General features: G+C 58.7%; 27 protein-coding genes and 1 tRNA gene. 3 read left to right on the top strand and 25 right to left on the bottom strand.

Going from position 1 to position 19,393, the window contains the following annotated elements; all coding sequences use genetic code 11:
* On the top strand, positions 1-868 hold an 868-nt coding region (locus BW14_RS00260), incomplete at its 5' end, for an ISL3 family transposase (RefSeq protein ID WP_140489034.1).
* Positions 869-1,084: 216 nt separating this feature from the next.
* Positions 1,085-1,804, top strand: coding sequence for a hypothetical protein (locus BW14_RS00255; protein WP_140489033.1), 720 nt, complete (start codon positions 1,085-1,087; stop codon positions 1,802-1,804).
* Between the two features lie 356 nt (positions 1,805-2,160).
* On the opposite strand, the gene BW14_RS00250 is transcribed toward BW14_RS00255, so the two are convergent.
* The 4 genes from BW14_RS00250 to BW14_RS00235 all read right to left on the bottom strand — a co-directional run bounded on the left by BW14_RS00250 (position 2,161) and on the right by BW14_RS00235 (position 7,073).
* Positions 2,161-2,245: transfer RNA gene (locus BW14_RS00250), tRNA-Ser, on the bottom strand.
* A gap of 154 nt (positions 2,246-2,399) precedes the next feature.
* Positions 2,400-3,710 carry an ATP-binding protein gene (locus BW14_RS00245; protein ID WP_140463721.1) on the bottom strand — a complete coding sequence of 437 codons (1,311 nt, stop codon included), beginning with the start codon at positions 3,708-3,710 and terminating at the stop codon, positions 2,400-2,402.
* A 241-nt stretch (positions 3,711-3,951) separates the two neighbouring features.
* Entirely contained in the window at positions 3,952-4,752 is an 801-nt protein-coding gene (locus BW14_RS00240; RefSeq protein WP_140489032.1) for a transglutaminase family protein, read from the bottom strand.
* A gap of 140 nt (positions 4,753-4,892) precedes the next feature.
* Positions 4,893-7,073, bottom strand: a complete 2,181-nt coding sequence (locus BW14_RS00235; protein ID WP_140462791.1) for a circularly permuted type 2 ATP-grasp protein — start codon at positions 7,071-7,073, stop codon at positions 4,893-4,895.
* A 322-nt stretch (positions 7,074-7,395) separates the two neighbouring features.
* Between BW14_RS00235 and truA the strand changes: the two genes are divergently transcribed.
* Positions 7,396-8,310 (top strand): tRNA pseudouridine(38-40) synthase TruA, encoded by a 915-nt coding sequence (gene truA, locus BW14_RS00230; RefSeq protein ID WP_140489031.1) that lies wholly within the window; start codon positions 7,396-7,398, stop codon positions 8,308-8,310.
* A gap of 283 nt (positions 8,311-8,593) precedes the next feature.
* On the opposite strand, the gene rplQ is transcribed toward truA, so the two are convergent.
* The 21 genes from rplQ to rplP form a co-directional block, all read right to left on the bottom strand.
* Positions 8,594-9,130, bottom strand: a complete 537-nt coding sequence (gene rplQ, locus BW14_RS00225; RefSeq protein WP_140462793.1) for a 50S ribosomal protein L17 — start codon at positions 9,128-9,130, stop codon at positions 8,594-8,596.
* A gap of 92 nt (positions 9,131-9,222) precedes the next feature.
* Positions 9,223-10,218 carry a DNA-directed RNA polymerase subunit alpha gene (locus BW14_RS00220; protein ID WP_140462794.1) on the bottom strand — a complete coding sequence of 332 codons (996 nt, stop codon included), beginning with the start codon at positions 10,216-10,218 and terminating at the stop codon, positions 9,223-9,225.
* Between the two features lie 80 nt (positions 10,219-10,298).
* A complete protein-coding gene (gene rpsK, locus BW14_RS00215; protein ID WP_034527262.1) occupies positions 10,299-10,700 on the bottom strand; it encodes a 30S ribosomal protein S11 in 402 nt (133 codons plus the stop codon).
* Between the two features lie 86 nt (positions 10,701-10,786).
* The gene (gene rpsM / locus BW14_RS00210; protein WP_026641530.1) at positions 10,787-11,164 is read right to left on the bottom strand and encodes a 30S ribosomal protein S13; all 378 of its coding nucleotides are present in this window, start codon (positions 11,162-11,164) and stop codon (positions 10,787-10,789) included.
* Between the two features lie 146 nt (positions 11,165-11,310).
* Positions 11,311-11,424: a 50S ribosomal protein L36 gene (gene rpmJ, locus BW14_RS00205; RefSeq protein ID WP_003814578.1), complete on the bottom strand. Its 114-nt coding sequence runs from the start codon at positions 11,422-11,424 to the stop codon at positions 11,311-11,313.
* A gap of 23 nt (positions 11,425-11,447) precedes the next feature.
* Complete coding sequence (gene infA / locus BW14_RS00200) at positions 11,448-11,666, bottom strand: translation initiation factor IF-1 (RefSeq protein ID WP_003808114.1); 219 nt, start codon at positions 11,664-11,666, stop codon at positions 11,448-11,450.
* A gap of 181 nt (positions 11,667-11,847) precedes the next feature.
* Positions 11,848-12,408: an adenylate kinase gene (locus BW14_RS00195; protein WP_140462795.1), complete on the bottom strand. Its 561-nt coding sequence runs from the start codon at positions 12,406-12,408 to the stop codon at positions 11,848-11,850.
* A 92-nt stretch (positions 12,409-12,500) separates the two neighbouring features.
* A complete protein-coding gene (gene secY, locus BW14_RS00190; protein ID WP_140462796.1) occupies positions 12,501-13,838 on the bottom strand; it encodes a preprotein translocase subunit SecY in 1,338 nt (445 codons plus the stop codon).
* Positions 13,839-14,111: 273 nt separating this feature from the next.
* Entirely contained in the window at positions 14,112-14,564 is a 453-nt protein-coding gene (rplO, locus tag BW14_RS00185) for a 50S ribosomal protein L15 (protein ID WP_140462797.1), read from the bottom strand.
* A 2-nt stretch (positions 14,565-14,566) separates the two neighbouring features.
* The gene (rpmD, locus tag BW14_RS00180; protein WP_044089160.1) at positions 14,567-14,752 is read right to left on the bottom strand and encodes a 50S ribosomal protein L30; all 186 of its coding nucleotides are present in this window, start codon (positions 14,750-14,752) and stop codon (positions 14,567-14,569) included.
* A gap of 5 nt (positions 14,753-14,757) precedes the next feature.
* Positions 14,758-15,486 carry a 30S ribosomal protein S5 gene (rpsE, locus tag BW14_RS00175; RefSeq protein ID WP_140464582.1) on the bottom strand — a complete coding sequence of 243 codons (729 nt, stop codon included), beginning with the start codon at positions 15,484-15,486 and terminating at the stop codon, positions 14,758-14,760.
* Positions 15,483-15,854 (bottom strand): 50S ribosomal protein L18, encoded by a 372-nt coding sequence (rplR, locus tag BW14_RS00170; protein ID WP_044089097.1) that lies wholly within the window; start codon positions 15,852-15,854, stop codon positions 15,483-15,485. The genes rpsE and rplR overlap by 4 nt, the downstream gene beginning before the upstream one ends.
* A 1-nt stretch (position 15,855) precedes the next feature.
* Positions 15,856-16,395 carry a 50S ribosomal protein L6 gene (rplF, locus tag BW14_RS00165; RefSeq protein WP_140489030.1) on the bottom strand — a complete coding sequence of 180 codons (540 nt, stop codon included), beginning with the start codon at positions 16,393-16,395 and terminating at the stop codon, positions 15,856-15,858.
* Between the two features lie 17 nt (positions 16,396-16,412).
* Positions 16,413-16,811: a 30S ribosomal protein S8 gene (gene rpsH, locus BW14_RS00160; RefSeq protein ID WP_003829896.1), complete on the bottom strand. Its 399-nt coding sequence runs from the start codon at positions 16,809-16,811 to the stop codon at positions 16,413-16,415.
* An 88-nt stretch (positions 16,812-16,899) separates the two neighbouring features.
* On the bottom strand, positions 16,900-17,085 hold the full coding sequence (locus BW14_RS00150) for a type Z 30S ribosomal protein S14 (protein ID WP_003814530.1): 186 nt from the start codon (positions 17,083-17,085) through the stop codon (positions 16,900-16,902).
* 1 nt (position 17,086) lies between these two features.
* Entirely contained in the window at positions 17,087-17,659 is a 573-nt protein-coding gene (gene rplE, locus BW14_RS00145) for a 50S ribosomal protein L5 (protein ID WP_044089102.1), read from the bottom strand.
* Positions 17,656-17,991, bottom strand: coding sequence for a 50S ribosomal protein L24 (gene rplX / locus BW14_RS00140; RefSeq protein ID WP_044089103.1), 336 nt, complete (start codon positions 17,989-17,991; stop codon positions 17,656-17,658). Before rplX ends, rplE begins: the two co-directional genes overlap by 4 nt.
* A 1-nt stretch (position 17,992) precedes the next feature.
* On the bottom strand, positions 17,993-18,361 hold the full coding sequence (gene rplN / locus BW14_RS00135) for a 50S ribosomal protein L14 (protein WP_044089104.1): 369 nt from the start codon (positions 18,359-18,361) through the stop codon (positions 17,993-17,995).
* 93 nt (positions 18,362-18,454) lie between these two features.
* On the bottom strand, positions 18,455-18,715 hold the full coding sequence (rpsQ, locus tag BW14_RS00130) for a 30S ribosomal protein S17 (RefSeq protein WP_044089106.1): 261 nt from the start codon (positions 18,713-18,715) through the stop codon (positions 18,455-18,457).
* A gap of 2 nt (positions 18,716-18,717) precedes the next feature.
* Positions 18,718-18,969, bottom strand: coding sequence for a 50S ribosomal protein L29 (rpmC, locus tag BW14_RS00125; protein ID WP_044089107.1), 252 nt, complete (start codon positions 18,967-18,969; stop codon positions 18,718-18,720).
* On the bottom strand, positions 18,969-19,388 hold the full coding sequence (gene rplP, locus BW14_RS00120) for a 50S ribosomal protein L16 (RefSeq protein ID WP_044089109.1): 420 nt from the start codon (positions 19,386-19,388) through the stop codon (positions 18,969-18,971). The genes rpmC and rplP overlap by 1 nt, the downstream gene beginning before the upstream one ends.
* Between the last annotated feature and the right edge of the window lie 5 nt (positions 19,389-19,393).

The following is a 19,393-nucleotide window of genomic DNA, read 5'->3' as shown; positions in this document are numbered from 1 at the left end:
CGCATGGAGGACCGCCGGAGACATCGCCCATAGGGTCGCAGGCCGGCTGAAGGCGTCGGCGCCCTCGCCGTTCGACCATCTCACGTCGATCGGCGTGGACGAGACCAGCTACAGGAAGGGCCACACGTATCTGACCGTCGTCGTCGACCACGAGCGGCGTCGGGTGATCTGGGCGCACGACGGGTACGGCAGGGACGTGTTCGACCTGTTCTTCCAACAGCTCACCGACGAGCAGCGCGCCTCCATCCGGGTCGTCACCGGCGACGGCGCGAAGTGGATCGACTCATGCGTTAGCCAGTGGTGCCCGAACGCCGAGCGCGTGCTCGACGGGTTCCACATCGTCAGCTGGATGACCGACGCGCTCGACAAGGTGAGGAAGCGCCTGTGGAACGACGCGAGGCGCGGCGGCGACCAGGAGGGCGTCAAGCGCATGCGCGGCGTCAAATACGCCGTGTTGAAGAACCCCGACCATCTCACCGACCGGCAGGAGGAATCCCTCGCCGCATTGAGGAACACGGATCCCAAGGGACAGCTCTACCGCGCCTGGCAGCTCAAGGAACTCCTGCGCAACCTGCTCAAGCACCCGCTCGGACAGGCCACGGCGGAACTCAAACGCTGGGTGTTCTGGGCGTCCCACAGCCGCATCCCCGAGATCGTCGAACTCTCCAAAAAGATCCGCAGGCGGCGGCCCGACATCCTGCGCACGATCGAGCTGGGCTACTCCAACGCCAGACTCGAGGCGTTCAACAACAGGATCAAGGTCACCATCCGCATGGCCTACGGCTTCCACCACGTGGACAACCTCATCGCCCTGATCATGCTCCGATGCGGCGGCCTCGACATCCGACTACCAAAGCCCACAACCTAACCCACGAAAACAGCACAAGCCTCTGAAATCTATAGCATCGGAACCAAATACGAATTCTTTGGTCATGAAATCGCTGGAATCAAACTGCATGCAGCAATCGACGCCATCATCCGAAGAAACAACATCCATGACTGCACTCTTGGCACCTGGCTCGATTGGCAAGCGCAAGGTACGCGAGTAACCGCAAACACTTACCATCACAACGTACGTGACTTCATGATCGAGGTAACCCATGGCCCCTGTCTCATTGACAACAATGTGTTCGCCTCCGCCTATAACCTTGACAATGCAGCTCAGGGCACCGCATTCGTGCACAATCTATTCTGCGGCTCCACACGCAAAATCTCTACGCCCAACCGATTCACACCATATCATCTGCCACATTCAACCAAGATATTAGGCACTGCATGCGTATACGGCAACGATGACCGCGTGGTGCAAAACATCTTCGCTGGCAGCCGCATAGTCATAGGCACCGATACACGAGGAACGGAGATTTACAACGGCGCCCCTTCCAATGAAGCAGAATACGCGGAAAAAGTCCATGCCTTGGGGGTAGGCGACGTCGAAATATTCGAACAAATACCCCAGCCCGCATACATCGAAGGCAATGTATATCTTAACGGAGCAGAAGCATACGAAAGAGAAGAGCATCACCTGTTATCCAACCATAATCCAAATGTACATATCATCCAGCATGAAGATGGCAGCGTGTGGTGTGAATTTTCACTCGATTTCCCAATAGATATCTTTACTCGTCTCATCAGTACAGACACGCTCGGGGTACCGCGATTGGTTAGAGAGCCATATGAGAATCCTGATGGTTCTCCGATTCTCATTAATCATGACATCAACGGAAACCCGCGCAAAGACTCCCCGACTCCCGGTCCATTTGAGTCACTAACAATCGGGCTTAACCAAATTCGATTGTTTTAAATAACGCAACCAAAGCGGCTGGTCGTCATATTACCTCATACCACTCCATATAAGAATCGGAGCAACAACCAGCCGCTTTGCTCACATCATCCGAGTACTTTATGCTGGCACTCACTCTGCCTCTCAAATCTCTAGATGCGACAAACCACGGTTCTCAGGCATCGGCTCCTCGACCCAGCAGGAAAAATACCTTCAACACCCAATGACAGCGCCAAAACCCTTGACGCCATCGTCTTCAGCAATCAATCAAACACAATAATCCGTGCTGCGGCATAGACACCCGGCATCACAGACGGAACACGGAACCTGACCACGAAATAGAAAAAGGGTCCCGGAACAACCCGGAACCCTATGGGCGGATGAAGCGAGATTCGAACTCGCGGAGGCTTTCACCTCACACGCTTTCGAGGCGTGCTCCTTAGACCGCTCGGACATTCATCCATGTCACCAAAAGGCAACTTGTTCATTATGCCACATCCCGCCGACCTGGCAAATCGGAGTTTCGCGACAACTCAGGCGTCAAGGACGCGCTGCGGAGAAGCACGGTGAGCCTCTCACGATGCTATGCACCTTCCTCAGCTCTCCCAATCCCACGTCACACCCCCAACGTTCCCACCGGAATGACATATATGCCGTCATCTCGACGATATGCGAACTCCCCAATACCTACCAGCACTGCCAGGAATTCCGGTTCACGAGTGCGGGCGCTCGGATTCCTCAGCAGTTTATTCTTCAGTCGGCGTAGGTTCGCCGCCGCCTCGGGGACCTTGTCTTCGCTGGTCTTGATCTCTATACCCGCCCAACGTCCATCAGCCAATTCGATGATCGCATCGCATTCAAGCCCGGAATCATCGTGATAATAGCGGACCGGCTCCATGCCGACGTCCGGCAACGCCCGCGCATATACGAGCAAGTCGCGAATGCAGAGGTTTTCGAACAGGAAACCGAAGGTCTGCCAATCACGAATCAGCGCATCAGGATTCATGCCCAGCGCCGCGGCAGCGATTGAAGGGTCTGCGAAATATCGACGCGCCTTGGTCTGCAATCGCTTCGGATCACGGGCGGGCGGCACCCAACCCTTCACAGGATCGATGACGAACATGCCTTCGAACATGGAGACATACTCCGCTACTGTGCGTTCTGAAATGAAATCATCCAGATTCTCTTCCGCACCGTACATATCTTTGCGAAGCGTTTTGAATGTGACAGCCTGACTGATGTTACGCGCCAACGAATCCAGCAAGCGCCTTGCCACGTCCGAGTCCTTGCCTTGACGAGGGACGCTTTCAGCCAAGGTAAGTCTCACGTATTCCCTAATCAGAATTTGGGCATCAGACACGGTCATATCCACGGCCTCCGGCCACCCTCCACGGCACACTGCGTCCATCAGCCCCTTGGTATCCAACCCGGACCTCGCCGCAGAAAACCTATGCCCGAACAGCCCCGACAGGCTGACTTCACCGCTGGAAAGCCCTGATTCATACAATGTCATGGGATTCATGCGAATCCGTCCGATTCTTCCGGCGCCACTGTGATTCGGAAGCTCGCTGCGAAGCGGCGTGGATGACCCGGTCAACAACCACTGACCTTTGTTCGCTGGCTCATCATCGACATGATGGCGCACCTCATCCCAGATAGCGGGCGCCAACTGCCATTCGTCAATCACATGCGGCCTGTCCCCCAGCAGCATCAACGATGGGTCTGCTTTGGCGACGGTCAGATTGTTATTGCGATCCACATACGTGATGCTGCTCGCGTGTGCACGGGCGGACCAAGTCTTACCGCACCATTTGGTACCAGCGATTTCAACTGCACCAAAGATGCGCAGATACCGAGCGATCTGCGAGTCCACGATACGAGGACGGTAGGTCTCAGGCTTTATGCCATGCGTCGTTGCTTCACTCATCGAATCCATCTCCCGTCATCATCGCCATCTCGCCTGCAATAATCCGAATTTCTCAACCGCAAAAATCCGAACTATACAACTACAATAATCCGAATTTCTCAACTACCAAAATCCGAATTTCTTAACCGCGAAAATCCGAATGAGTGAACCGGCTGCGCTGCCTGTATGTCTTCGCGTCGACCAGCATACTGCCTCATCAGCTAGTGCAGCATCACAGCCGTATCAGCAGATGACGGGCCAATCAGGACTGCTGCTCGTGCACGGAAGCGTTGACCCATTGGGTCTGCTCGACGTTGTAGCCGGAGAAGATGCCGATGTCGAGCATGCAGTCGCGATAATCGCGCCCGTGCGCGATGGTGATGTAATTGTCATCGACCAGACGGTTATGCGTGGGGTCAAGGCCAACCCAGCGACCGTCCTGATACACCTCCACCCAGGCATGCGTGGCACCTTCCCCACCGAGCAGTCCGGCGATGTATCGCGCGGTCAGGCCGACGTGGCGGCATACCGAGAGCATCACATGCGCATAATCCTGGCATACGCCCTTGCGCTGGGCGAGCGCCTGTTCGGCGGTGGTGCGAATCGTGGTGGACCCCGGCGTATACACGAAGGCGTGGTATACCTCATCCATCACTTCGGTGGCACGCTCAACCGGCGTGGCATGCTCCGGCAGCTTCGCTAGACGCCTCTGGCACAGATCCACCATCGCCTCGATGCATGGCCCGGGAATGGTCAATGCGGAGTTGAAGCGGTAGAGCGGCTTGTAGATCTCCTTCTTGATGTGCGCATTGTCCACGAAGGCGATGCCGGTCACCGAATAGCTGAACACGTCATGCGGTTCGGGAATGAAACCGGTCATCACCACGGAGTCGAAGGAGTCGATGGTGGTATCCAGCTCGGTATCAGGTCGGATCTTGACCTCCACGTCGATGACCTGCTGACGCGGGCCCGTCGCGGGGATGCAGCGGAGCTGGAACCGATGGTCGGTCACGGGAGCACTGAACGAAAGCTTCATCTCATAGTCGAATACGAGTTTCTTCAATACTGCTCCTGCGATTGTCTTCGTGTTCCACGGCATGAGGCCCGCCCGCAGGTACAGGCGTCATATCGCCCTACCGCATGACAGGCCAACAAGACCGCATTACCGGCTGTATGTTGATATCACCTTAGCATTGCAACACGTCAGATGCGCTTGGCGTCCATGTTCATGGAGCTCAACGACCCCATGTCCTTGATGGCCAACGCGCTGATGCGGCCGGAATAATCATCCAGATACTTCTTGAGCAGCGCCGCCACCTGATCGTACCCGCGGGCCGGCAACTGACCCACCAGCCAGCTCAGCCCATCAGCAAAGCAGCTGGGCAACGGCATGCCGTCAAGCACCATGGAATATGACGCAAGCTTGCGCAACGGCGCATCCATCTGCTCCATCGACAGCCCGAAACGCGTATACAGATCGATGCGCTCCAGATATTTTCCGATGAATACGAACGCCTTCAACGTGGGGTCGACTGGCGAGTTCTCGATGCCGCCCCAGAAGGCGAGCATGTCGTCGGCGATGTCGCGCTGATTGTAGATATCGTCGGCATCGGCCGCCTTGCGTGCCGCATCGGTGATGTTGGTCATGGCCAGTTCCACATACTGCAGCAGACGGGAGCTCAGTTCCGGGCGCAGAATCACCGCGTTGTTGAATGCGGCGGTGACCGCGGAACGGACGGAATCAGGGTTCGTGCCGTCGTAGAGGAAGCTCGTGACGAACTCGTCGAAGTCCTCGAAGTCCTCCGGAAGATCGAGTGCGTGGGCGAACGGGCGGAAAGCGTCCACGTCCGTGTCCATCACACGATCGTAGAACGGGAAGAACTGGTTCAGCGTGGTGAACGCACGCTCGGTGTAGCGTCCGAGCCAATACAGGTTATCGGCCTTGGATGCAGTGACCAGCGACAGCGAGTGATGACGGGACTGGCTGAGCAGATTGGCGACCTGCACCTCAGCCCCCAGCTCATGTTCCACACCGGTTTCAGGCGCCAGCACCCACGTGTCCTTGAATCCGCCGCCCTGCGAGGAGTTGACGATCATCTGGCCGGGCACCGAAGAGTATCTGGTCAGACCTGAATACCAAACGTGCGTGCTCTTACCGGTCACCACGAACGCGCGCAGATCGCATTTGCGCGGCGACATCTCCCCGGTCTTGGCATCGACCACGTCAATGTCGCGGAACTGAATCACCTCCTGGGCGATGAACCGGCGCGGATCCTCCTTGATGCGTTCGGCAAGCTCCTCGCGAGCGGCGGTGTCCAGCGATGAGCCGAACACCACGCCATAGCCGCCGGCTTCAGCGACGTCCTTGATGACCAATTCGCCCATGCGGTTCAGGACTTCCTTGCGATCGGCCTCGAACATCGGCATATACGTGGGCGCATTGTGCAGAATCGGTTCCTCGCCGAGGTAATACTTGATCATCTGCGGCACGAAGTAGTAGATGGCCTTGTCGTCGGCCGCGCCATTGCCCGGCGCGTTGACGATGGCCACGTTGCCGTCGCGGTATGCGGACAGAATGCCCGGCACGCCGATCACCGAATCGGGGTTGAAGGCGAACGGATCCAAGTATTCGTCCGACAGACGGCGGTACACCACGCCCACGCGATGGCGTTTGCCTGCGTAATCAAGGAAGTACACCTTGTTGTCCACCACTTCGAGATCCTCCGGGAAGGCGAGCGCCGCGCCAGTCTTCTCGGCCAGATAAGCGTGTTCGAAGAACGCGGAATTGTAGCGGCCCGGCGTCAATACCACGGCGATGCCCTCGGTGGAGACAAAATCCATGGCCTTGCGCAGCAGGCGGGGGTATTCGCGATTGTCGCGGATGTGCACATCGCGGAACAGGCGCGGGGAGATGCGACGTTCAATGTCTCGCACGAACAATGGATAGCTGGCACCGGAGGGGATGCGCAGATTGTCTTCGAGCACCCACCAGCGGCCGTCCTCCCCCTGTACCAGATCCTCGCCGGCGATGTGGGCGAAGATGCCGCCCGGAGGCGTCACACCATTGACCTGCGGGAAGTACCCGGCGGACGTGTATACATACTCTTCCGGAATGACGCCGTCATGCACAATCGACTTGTCCGAATAGATGTCCTTGAGGTAGGCGTTCAGCGCATTGACACGCTGTTTCAACCCCTTCTCCAGTTCGTCGAACTCATCGGATTCGATGATGCGCGGCACCGGGTCATAGGGGAACAGACGGTCATGGTATTCGTTGTTCTTGTAGATGCCGAAGCGCACGCCGTTTCTGGAGAGCTCCCGGTTGATGGCTTCACGGCGATTGACTAGTTCATGCGCCAACTTATGCGCAGCTGATTCGATCATCTCGTGCCTGCTCCTTGCTGTAAACGGCCGCTCGGTGCCACCTGCGTATCGCGGAGGCTTTGGCGCACGCTGACGCCGCCACCGCAACCCGGTGTGATGGTTATTAACCTAGGACAGGCCCGTTTCGGCAAATGCGCGCGAATGTTACGGGTAGGTCACTTCACAGCCGCTTCGACGCATGCTTCGGCGCTTCCTTTCGGAATGATGTCGCCAGCGAATCCTGCATCATCGTAATCCCGGGACATCATGCCTTCCACAGTGCAGTAGACGTGGAACATACCGGCCCACCGGAATCCGCGGCTGCTCGTTAGGATGGATGGTTATGACACGACTTCGCATTGATCTGGCGTACGACGGCGGCGGTTTCTTCGGATGGGCCAGGCAGCCACGACTGCGCACGGTGCAGGGTACCATCGAGGACGCGTTGCACAAGGTGCTTCGCGTACCTGCCGATGACGCTGACGATCCGTTGCGACTAACCGTCGCAGGGCGCACGGATACCGGCGTGCACGCCTCGCATCAGGTGGCGCATCTCGATGTGAGCGATGCGGTATTGCTGCGATGCGTCGGGCATATGGAGGTGCCAGCCGTCGATGCTTTGGCACGCCGGCTCAAAGCCGTACTGCCCCCGGATATCGTGATTCACCAGGTGACGGTTGCGCCTGACGGGTTTGACGCTCGTTTCTCTGCGCTGGAGCGGACCTATGTGTATCGTGTCGCCGACCGCTCGTCCGAAGCCGACCCGAGATCACGTGGTTTCGTGCTGCGTGTGGACGAGGCTTTGGATGTGGATGTAATGAACCGGGCGGCGGCGATGACACTGGGGCTGCATGATTTCGGCTCGTTCGCGACGCCCAACCCGGGCGGAACTACAATCCGCGAGGTCAAGAACGCCTATTGGAGTCGTGTTCCCGCCGTTCCGCTGGTTCCATCAGGTTCGGATATGGGCGAGTCATACCGGACTCCGTCATTGGAATCAGGATTGCTGGTGTTCACGATTGTCGCCGATGCGTTTGCCCGCAATATGGTTCGCTCTCTGGTCGGATCCTGTGTGAAGGTCGGTTCGGGACGCAAATCATTGGATTGGTTCGCCGATAAGATGGCGCACCCGGTGCGGGAGGGCTCGAGTGGGCCCATTGCGCCTCAAGGACTGACTCTGGAGCACATCGCCTACCCTCCGGATGAACAACTTGCTGCCCGCGCCAATGCAATCCGGGCGGTTCGTACCCTGCCATGATGCCCAACGGCCCGTATCGCCCCGTATGATCACGACAACCGAGAATTTGCGTCGCTGACAGGCTCTCAGTGACGCAAATTCTCGAAGAAAACAACCATCCCGAGAAAAAACATCACTGACACCATCTCAGCGACGCAAATTCTCGAGATTGGGAATCGTGCCAGAATCGTGCCAGAAGTGCCCCAGGATAATCCCAGAAGTGTCCTGATGCGAGATATGGAAAGAGGGTTGGAACCCATTTGGATTCCAACCCTCTATCTAGCTTAGCGGAAAGCTATTCAGCTCACTCGGCCTTCTCGGCGGCGGCTTCCTCGGCCGGAGCCTCAGCTTCAGCAGCAGCGGTCTCCTCAGCCGGAGCCTCGGTGGCCTCAGCAGCCGGAGCCTCGGTAGCTTCTGCGGCAGGAGCCTCGTCGGCGACCTTGGTGGCGGCCTCGGCTTCCTTCACGACAGCCTTCTTGGCAACCGGCTCGGTGACGAGCTCGATGATGGCTGCAGCAGAGGAATCGCCAACGCGCGGAGCGATCTTGACGATACGGGTGTAGCCACCCTCACGCTGCTCCATCTGCTCGGCAATCTGGGTGAACAGCACGTGCACCACGGACTTGTTGCGGATGACGCGCATCACGCGACGACGGGAGTGCAGATCACCGCGCTTGGCAAAGGTGATCAGGCGCTCTGCCAGCGGACGAAGGCGCTTAGCCTTCGGCAGCGTGGTGGTGATGCGACCGTTCTGGAACAGGCTAGTCGCCATGTTTGCCAGCATGAGGCGCTCGTGCGCAGGGCTGGAAGCCAGACGCGGGCCCTTCTTAGGTGTAGGCATGGGTTTACTCCTTATTGTCCGCAACGGCAGGCAGGTGGGCATATGCCCGAACATCCGCCTGCCATTATGGACGGTTTGTCAAAAGGGGCAGATCACTCTTCTTCAGGCGAGAAGAACGTGCCACCTTCGAGATTATTGGTATCAAAGGCCATCGGCGAGGACTTGAGGCTAAGACCCAGGGCCTGCAGCTTCTCCTTGACCTCGTCAATCGACTTCATACCGAAATTGCGGATGTCGAGCAGATCCTGCTCGGTGTGGGAGACAAGCTCACCGATGGTGTGAATGCCCTCACGCTTGAGGCAGTTGTAAGAACGCTGCGTCAGGTTGAGGTCCTCGATCGGGACAGCCATCTCGGGGTTGGTCTCCTCGGCCACCGGGGCCGGACCGACTTCAACGCCTTCAGCCTGGGTGTTGAGCTCACGGCACAGGCCGAAGAGCTCCACCAAGGTCGAACCAGCGGAAGCCACCGCGTCGCGCGGCGAGATGGCGGGCTTGGTCTCCACGTCCAGAATGAGCTTGTCGAAGTCCGTGCGCTGTTCCACACGGGTCGCCTCGACCTTGTAGCTCACCTTGAGCACCGGGGAATAGATGGAATCAACCGGGATACGGCCGATTTCACCATTGTCCTGCTTGTTCATCTGAGCCGGAACATAGCCACGACCGCGCTCGACGGTGAACTCGATTTCGAGTTCGCCATCTTCGGCGAGAGTGGCGATGTGCTGATCCGGGTTGGCGATGGTGACGCCGGCCGGCGGAGTGATGTCTCCTGCGGTAGCCTCACCCTTGCCGCTCTTGCGCAGGTACATGACCACAGGCTCGTCATACTCGCTGGTGAGCACAATGCCCTTGATGTTGAGCAAGATCTCAGTCACGTCCTCCTGGACACCCGGCAGAGTGGTGAACTCATGCAGGGCACCGGAGATACGCACAGAGGTCACAGCCGCACCAGGGATGGAGCTCAGCAGCGTGCGACGCAGCGAGTTGCCGAGCGTATAGCCGAAGCCAGGCTCAAGCGGCTCGATGATGAAGCGGGAGCGCTGCGAATTCAGAGATTCCTCGGTCAGAGTCGGACGCTGTGCAATAAGCACTGTGGTTATCCTTTCAGCTTGAACTCGGTGGTGCACTCACCGGTCAGGCGGTTTTGGATTGATTTCGTATTGCTGAGTGCTCAGACGCGACGACGCTTCGGAGGACGAACGCCGTTGTGGGCTTGCGGGGTGACATCGGTGATGGAACCGACCTCGAGACCCGCGGACTGCAGAGAACGGATGGCGGTTTCACGACCGGAACCCGGACCCTTGACGAACACGTCGACCTTCTTGACACCGTGCTCCATCGCCTTGCGGGCGGCGGACTCGGCGGCCATGCCAGCAGCGTACGGCGTGGACTTGCGGGAGCCCTTGAAGCCGACGTCGCCACCGGAGGCCCAGGACACCACGGCGCCGGACGGATCGGTGATCGAGATGATCGTGTTGTTGAAAGTGGACTTGATGTGAGCCTGACCCACCGGAATCGACTTGCGATCGCGGCGACGAGCGGGCTTACGAGCGGCTTGCTTTGGAGCTGCCATTGACCCTCGTTTCCTAATAACGAACTATGTTGTTGATATTCGAACGATGGAATGCCGAGCATCCCGTGGCTCGAATCATGCCACTCTTACTTGGTGGCCTTCTTCTTTCCGGCGACCGTGCGCTTCGGGCCCTTACGGGTGCGGGCGTTGGTCTTGGTGCGCTGACCGCGCACAGGAAGTCCCTTACGGTGACGCTGGCCTTGGTAGCAGTTGATCTGAATCTTGCGACGAATGTCCGCATCGATTTCACGACGCAAATCACCCTCGATCTTGTAGTTGCCCTCGAGGTAGTCACGCAGCGTGATCAGCTGCTCGTCGGTAAGATCCTTGACGCGGGTGTCCGGGTTGATACCGGTCGCGGCAAGCGTTTCCTTGGCACGAGTGCGTCCCACACCGAAAATGTAGGTGAGGGCGATCTCGATGCGCTTCTCATTGGGGATGTCGACTCCGGCAAGACGTGCCATTGCGATTCCTTCTTGTTTCCGTAGGTCTTGCACCCGCTCCTCCGGTAATCCGGCACGAGCCTACGTACCCGTGGTTCAGTGTCGTTCCCTTTCGGGAAGCACTGTGAGTGAGTGCCTTAATTATGGTGCCGCTGGAGAATCTGCTCTCAGCCCTGACGCTGCTTGTGGCGGGGGTTGGTGCAGATCACCATGACGCGGCCGTGACGACGAATCACGCGGCAGTTTTCGCAGATTCGCTTCACACTAGGGCTGACCTTCATGGTTATCCTTTACTTGTGTACCTTTACTTATAGCGGTACGTAATACGTCCACGATTCAGGTCGTAGGGGCTCATTTCCAGCACCACACGATCCTGGGGAAGAATACGAATATAGTTCTTGCGCATCTTGCCGGAGATCGTGGCGAGCACGATGTGCTTGTTTTCGAGCTCAACGCGGAACATCGCGTTCGGCAGTGCCTCCACTACCTGACCTTCGACTTCAATCACACCGTCTTTTGCCATGTGCCTCAGGTTTCCTATCGCTGGACGAATTACTACGAGTGCATCCGAAGACACACCGACATTCAAATATATACAGGGGCGTATACAGAGGTACCCCTACGCAACACCCGGCGTGTCGCATAGGGGTACCTGATCCGATCTGTGATATTGGAGCTATCGAATCAACTTTTCGTTGGCTGACTCAGTGCAAGTCGTTGATGATGCGCTTGCTGATTTCACTGATCTCGCCGACTCCGTTCTCAAGCACCAGCAGGCCGCGAGACTTGTAGATGTCAAGCAGAGGGGCGGTTTCCTTCTCATACGTTTCCAGACGCTTGGCGATGGCCTCCGGAGTGTCATCGGCACGTCCCTGCTCCGCGGCGCGCTTCTTCATGCGCTCCAGCAACACTTCACGGTCGGCTTCGAGCGCCACCACGTGGTCAAGCGGGGTGCCCAGCTCTTCGAGCATCTGATCGAGGGCTTCGACCTGAGCGGCGTTTCGCGGATAGCCATCAAGGATCCAACCGTTGGCGCAATCCTCCTTGGCCAGACGATCCTTGACGATCTTGTTGGTCAGGGAGTCCGGCACAAGCTCGCCCTTGTCGGTGTAGCTCATTGCCTCCAGGCCCAGTTCCGTCTTGTTCTTGATGTTGAAGCGGAAGATATCACCGGTGGAAATGGTGGGGATGTTGAAATGCTCGGCGAGCAGCGCGGCCTGAGTGCCCTTGCCCACACCCTGAGGACCCATGATGAGCAGACGCATGGTTTATCTCCTTGTTGATAGTGCTTGTCGTTGTATTGGTACGGAATCGGCACGACTGGCCATATGCCAACCGTGCCGACATCATTGGAGGCTTACTTGCCTTCCTTGTGATCCACGTTTTCGAGCAGGAAGCCGGTGTACTGGAACTGCTCGGTCTGGGCCCTTGCCTGACGCAGAGTATCGAGGCCCACGCCGGCGATAATCAGGATGGTGGTGCCACCGAACGGCAGCTGCGTGTTCAGTCCGAGCGCCATGATCAGCACGGTCGGAATCAGTGCCACGAACAGCAGGTAGACGGCGCCCACCGTATTGAGCCTGTTCATCACGTAGGTCAGGTAGCGGCTGGTGGCGTTGCCGGCACGGATGCCGGGGATGAAGCCGCCGTACTGCTTCATGTTGTCGGCGGTCTCGTCCGGGTTGAACGTGATGGACGTGTAGAAGAAGCAGAAGAACACAATCATCAGCGCGTACAGGGCGATGTACCACACGCTCGTGGTGTTCGCCAGGTTCGCGTTGATCCACTTGACCCACGACTGGTCGGACTTGCCGAACTGGGCGATCAGCGTCGGGATGGCGAGGATGGAGGACGCGAAGATCGGGGGGATCACGCCGGACATGTTGATCTTGAGCGGCAGGTAGGTGGAGGAGCCGCCGTACATCTTGCGGCCGATCATGCGGCGCGTGTACTGGACGGGTACACGACGCTGGCACAGTTCCACGAAGTCCACGAAGATGAGGATGACGACGAGCACCGACACCACGATGGCGAACTTGGCCCAGTCGCCGTCGGTGCCGTTGGTGCCCCAGCCAATCTCCCACAATTGAGGCAGGAAGCCCGAGCAGATGGACATGAAGATCAAGATGGACATGCCCTGGCCGATGCCCTTGTCGGTCACGAGCTCGGCCATCCACATGATGAAACCGGTGCCGCCGGTCATGATCAGCACCATAACGACGAGGTTCCACACGGAGCCGTCCGGGATGACCTGGTCGCACGCATAGTTGAACAGGGCGCCGGAGCGCGCGGTGACCAGAATGGTGGTGGACTGGAGGACGGCCAAGCCGATGGTCAGGTAACGCGTGTACTGGGTGAGCTTGGCCTCGCCGGACTGGCCCTCCTTGTGCAACGCCTCGAAACGCGGGATGACCACACGCAGCAGCTGCACGACGATGGAAGCGGTGATGTACGGCATGACGCCCAACGCGAAGATGGACAACTGCAGCATGGCACCACCGGAGAAGAGGTTCACCAGACCGATGAAGTTCTCGGACGCGGTCTGCGTCTTGCCGACGCACTCCTGCACCACCGAATAATCCACGCCCGGGGTCGGAATGAACGACCCGATACGGTAGATGATGATGATGAACAGGACGAATAGGATCTTCTTCCTGAGTTCCTTGGTCTTCAGGGCCTGGATTAGTGTCCTCACCTGGATTTCCTCCCTATGGCACGCTTGGGAGCGCACAAATACACAAACTAACGAACGAGCATAGTCTAACGTGCCTACTTGCCACACCTATGTCTCGAGAAAAGCATGGTTATGACGTCAAATACTCGTCCAATATTTGAGGACGATGAATCATCTATGGACGTTAGCCCGCGTAGGCAGTGCTTGAAAACGTTGGAATATGATGAACCCCCGTCCACCGGAAAGCGAACGGGGGTTCGTCATATTGAGGCGCTCAAATCATCTGAGGAACTATCAGTCCTCGGAGATGGAGCCGCCAGCCGCTTCGATCTTGGACTTGGCGGAAGCAGAGGCCTTCACACCCTTGAGGTTGAAAGCAACGGTGGTTTCGCCTTCGCCCAGAACCTTGACCGGAGCGTTGCTGCGCACAACGCCCTTGGCGATCAGGTCGGCCACGGTCACGTCGCCACCCTCGGGGAAGATCTCCACGAGACGGGCGATGTTGATGACCTGGAACTCGACCCTGAACGGGTTCTTGAAGCCACGAAGCTTCGGCAGGCGCATGTACAGCGGCAGCTGGCCACCTTCGAAGCCAGGACGCACGTGATTGCGCTTGGTCTGGCCCTTGGCTCCACGGCCAGCGGTCTTACCCTTGGAGCCTTCACCACGGCCAACGCGGGTACGATCCTTGTTGGCACCCGGAGCGGGCTTCAGGTCGTGCATCTGCAGGATTTCGTTATCTGCCATAATCAGTCAACCTCCTCGACGGTGACCAGGTGGCGCAAGGCGTTAGCCAAGCCACGGTTGGCCGGGGTGTCCGGACGGACGACGGTCTTACCGATCTTGTTCAGACCGAGGGTCTTGGCGGTAGCGCGCTGAGCCGGAGTACGGTTCACGAGACCGTGATGCAGGGTAATCTTCAGGTTCTTAGCCATGATTATCACTCACCATCCTTCTCTTCAGCGGCCTTGGCAGCAGCCTCTTCGCGAGCCTTGCGGGCCTCGGCGATGCCTTCGGCACGGGCACGCAGCAGGTTGTCAGGAGCGACTTCGTTCAGAGCGAGGCCACGACGGGCTGCGATCTCTTCCGGCTCCTCGAGCTGCTTGAGGGCAGCCACAGTGGCGCGGACGACGTTCACGGCGGTGGCGGAGCCCATGGACTTGGACAGCACGTCGGTGATGCCGGCGCATTCCATAACGGCGCGCACGGAGCCACCGGCGATTACGCCAGTACCCGGAGCTGCCGGGAGCAGGAGCACGGTGCCTGCGGCATCGTGGCCCTGAACCGGGTGGGTGATGGTGCCGCGGACGCGAGGCACAGTGAACATGTGCTTCTTGGCGTCGAGCTGGCCCTTGGCGATGGCGGCCGGGACCTCACGGGACTTGCCGTAGCCGACACCCACGGTGCCGTTACCATCGCCGACCACCACAAGTGCGGCAAAGCTGAAGGTACGACCACCCTTGTGGGTCTTGGAGACGCGGTTGATGGTCACCACGCGATCGAGCATATCATCGCCGCGGTTTTCCTCGCGACGGTTACGACGCTCGCCACGACGGCCCTCGCCGCGCTGGCCACGACGACCCTTGCGGTCCTCGTTGTTGGATTCGGTCGCCACAGTGTTCTGAGTTTCTTCAGCCACTTGGGTTTCCTTTGCTTCGTTGTCGCTCACAGTGCCAGACCTCCCTCGCGGGCGCCTTCAGCAACAGCTGCGACGCGACCAGTGTACTTGTTGCCACCACGGTCGAAGACGACTGCGGTGATGCCGGCAGCCTTTGCCTTGTCGGCGATCAGCTCGCCGACCTTCTTGGCGGCCTCAACCTTGGTGCCCTGGAAGCCGGCGAAGTCGGCCTGCAGAGTGGAAGCGGACACCAGAGTCACGCCCTTGGTGTCGTCGACCACCTGGGCAACCATGTGGCGGTTGGAGCGGGTGACCACCAGGCGCGGACGCTCGGGGGTGCCGGAGATGCGCTTGCGGATGCGTGCATGACGGCGCTTGAGGGCGACCTTCTTGCCCTTTCCGAGAATTGCAACGCTCATATCACTTACCAGCCTTTCCAGCCTTGCGCAGGATGTGCTCGCCGGCGTACTTGACGCCCTTGCCCTTGTAAGGTTCCGGAGCGCGCAGCTTGCGGATGTTGGCGGCAACCTGGCCGACGACCTGCTTGTCAGTGCCCTCAACGACCACATGGGTCGGATCGGTGACCTTCAGCGTGATGCCTTCGGGCGGGTTGACGGTGATGGTGTGGGAGTAGCCGAGGAAGAACTCGATGCCCTTGCCCTTGGCGACGGCGCGGTAACCAGTGCCGACGATCTCGAGGGTCTTGGAGTAGCCATCGTGCACGCCCTTGACCATGCCGGCGATGATGGAACGAGCCAGACCGTGCTTGGCACGGGTCGGACGCAGGTCATCGGCCGGGGTGAGAATGATCTCGTTGCCTTCGACGACAGCGGAGATGCCTTCCGGAACCACGTAGGAGTCGGAACCCTTGGCACCCCTAGCCGAGAAGTTCTGACCGTCGATCTTGACTTCGACGCCAGCAGGGATGGCGACGGGGAGCTTACCAATATGCGATGCCATGTTTCAGCTCTCCTTTCTCACCACACGAAGGCGACAATCTCGCCGCCAATGCCTCGGTCGAGGCATTCCTTCTGAGTCAGCAGTCCCGAGGAGGTTGAGATGATAGCGATGCCCAGGCCACCGAGCGGCATCGGCAGGGAGTCGGACTTCGCGTAACGGCGAAGACCCGGCTTGGAGATGCGCTTGATGCCCTGAATGGAACGCTCACCGTTCGGACCGTACTTGAGGGTGACCTCAAGAGTCTGGCCGACCTTGGCTTCCTTGGCGGTGAAGTCCTTGATGTAGCCTTCACGCTTCAGGATCTCGGCGATGTTCGCCTTGAACTTCGAGTACGGCATATCCACGGTTTCGTGCTTGGCCGCGCTCGCGTTACGCAGACGCGTCAGCATGTCTGCGATCGGATCTGTCATTGTCATTTTGGGCTTCATGCCCTTTCTCGCCGTGGTTTCCGCCGCTGTTCCGCCCTCATGGGCGGAACGTGCCGCGGACCTTCAGCGTCGATGTTTACCAACTGGACTTCGTAACTCCGGGCAGCTCGCCGCGGTGGGCCTTCTCACGAAGGCAGATGCGGCACAGGCCGAACTTGCGGTAGACGGAGTGGGGACGACCGCAGACCTGGCAGCGCGTGTAAGCGCGCACCTTGAACTTCGGCTTGCCGGCCGCCTTGTTCTTAAGAGCGGTTTTTGCCATATCAGTTCTCCTTGAAGGGGAAGCCAAGGTGCTTCAGCAGAGCGTAGGCTTCCTTGTCGTCCTTGGTGGAGGTCACCACAGTGATATCCATGCCGCGCACGTGGTCGATCGCATCCGGATCGATTTCGTGGAACATGGACTGCTCGGTGAGACCAAAGTTGTAGTTGCCCTGGCCATCGAACTGGTGGCCGTTGATACCGCGGAAGTCGCGGATACGAGGCAGCGCCAGGGTCAGCAGACGATCCAGGAACTCCCACATACGGTCGCCACGCAGGGTGACGTACGCGCCGATGGCCTGGCCTTCGCGCAGGTGGAACTGAGCGACGGACTTCTTGGCCTTGGTGATCTTCGGCTTCTGGCCGGTGATCACAGTGAGATCCTTGACGGCACCTTCGATGAGCTTGGAGTCACGAGCTGCGGCACCAACGCCCATGGAGACGACGACCTTCTGGACACGAGCGACCTGCATCGGGTTGGAGTACTTGAACTCCTTCTCGAGCTCAGCGATGATCTGCTCGTTGTACTTGGCCTTCAAGCGCGGGGTGGCCGGCGCTTCGACAGTGGTATCGGTCATGCCAGCTCCTTTCCGGACTTCTTGGCGACGCGCACGCGCACGGTCTTCACCTTGCCGTCACGCGCCTCTTCCTTGATGGTGACACCCACGCGGGTAGGCTGCTTGGTCTCCGGATCGATGATCATCACGTTGGAGCGATGAATCGGAGCCTCGGTGGAGACAATGCCTGCCTGCTGGCCCTGCTGGGTGGCACGAACATGCTTCTTGACGATCTGAACGCCTTCAACGATCAGTCGGTCGTTCGGAAGCACACGCTTCACGGTGCCTTCCTTGCCGCGGTCCTTGCCACGGATGACCTTGACCAGATCGCCGCTCTTAATCTTGGCTACCATGTCAGATCACCTCCGGAGCGAGGGACACGATCTTCATGAACTTGTGCTCACGCAGTTCACGACCAACCGGTCCGAAGATACGAGTGCCCTTCGGTTCACGGCCGGAGCCGAGAATGACGGCGGCGTTCTCGTCGAACTTGATGTAGGAACCGTCCGTACGACGGGATTCCTTGACAGTGCGGACGACAACGGCCTTGACCACGTCGCCCTTCTTGACCGACCCGCCAGGAATGGCGTCCTTGACGGAGGCGACGATCACGTCGCCGATGCCGGCATAGCGTCGCTTCGATCCGCCGAGCACTCGGATGGCGAGGAGTTCCTTCGCACCCGTGTTGTCGGCGACATGAAGCCGCGTTTCCTGCTGAATCATTGATTCTCCTTAGCCGAGCTGGTTCTCCCCATTTACCGGGGCATCGTGGAGTCCATGGTGCCCCGGTAAATGGCGAGCCTTGCCGAACTTTACTTACTTAGCGCGCTCGATAATGGATTCGAGACGCCAGCGCTTGGTCTTGCTCAAAGGCCGAGTTTCCATAATACTCACGAGGTCGCCAATGTGGGCGTCGTTGTGTTCATCATGGGCCTTGACCTTGCTGGTGGTACGAACGACCTTACCGTAGAGCGGGTGGGTCGAACGATGCTCGAGCTCGACGGTAATCGTCTTGTCCATCTTGTCGGACACGACGTAGCCGCGGCGAACCTTACGGGAGTTACGCTCTTCAGCCATAATCACTTCTCCTTGGATTCGGTAGCGGCCGGCTCCTGGCTGATGCCAAGCTGACGCTCGCGAAGCACGGTGTACATGCGGGCGATGTCGCGCTTGACGGCCTTGAGACGGGCAGTGTTGTCGAGCTGACCGGTCGCGTGCTGGAAGCGCAGGTTGAACAGCTCTTCCTTGGACTTCTTGAGGAAGCCTTCGATTTCCGCGTCGGTCTTCTCGTTCAGATTCTTGATGGAGTAATCAGCGGTACCGATAGCCATCAGATGTCACCACCTTCACGTGCGATAATGCGGCACTTCATCGGAAGCTTATCGATGGCGCGGCGCAGGGCCTCCTTGGCGATATCGTCAGAGACGCCACCGATCTCGAACATCACGCGACCAGGGCGGATGTTGGCAATCCAGAACTCGGGAGCACCCTTACCGGAACCCATTCGGGCGCCGAGAGCGTGCTTGGTCAGCGGACGATCCGGGAAGATCGTGATCCACACACGGCCACCGCGCTTGATGTAGCGGGTCATGGCGATACGTGCAGCTTCGATCTGACGGTTGGTCACGTAGGCCGGGGCGAGAGCCTGGATGCCGTAGTCACCAAAGTTGATCTCGTTGCCACCCTTGGACATGCCAGAACGCACGGGGCGGTGCTGCTTGCGGTACTTAGTCCTCTTGGGGATAAGCATTCTTG

The sequence above is a fragment of the Bifidobacterium sp. UTBIF-68 genome (assembly GCF_006408855.1).
Taxonomy (GTDB): domain Bacteria; phylum Actinomycetota; class Actinomycetes; order Actinomycetales; family Bifidobacteriaceae; genus Bifidobacterium; species Bifidobacterium reuteri.
The sequence above is the reverse complement of the archived record's forward strand: the minus strand, read 5'-3'. Positions and strand labels throughout refer to the sequence as shown.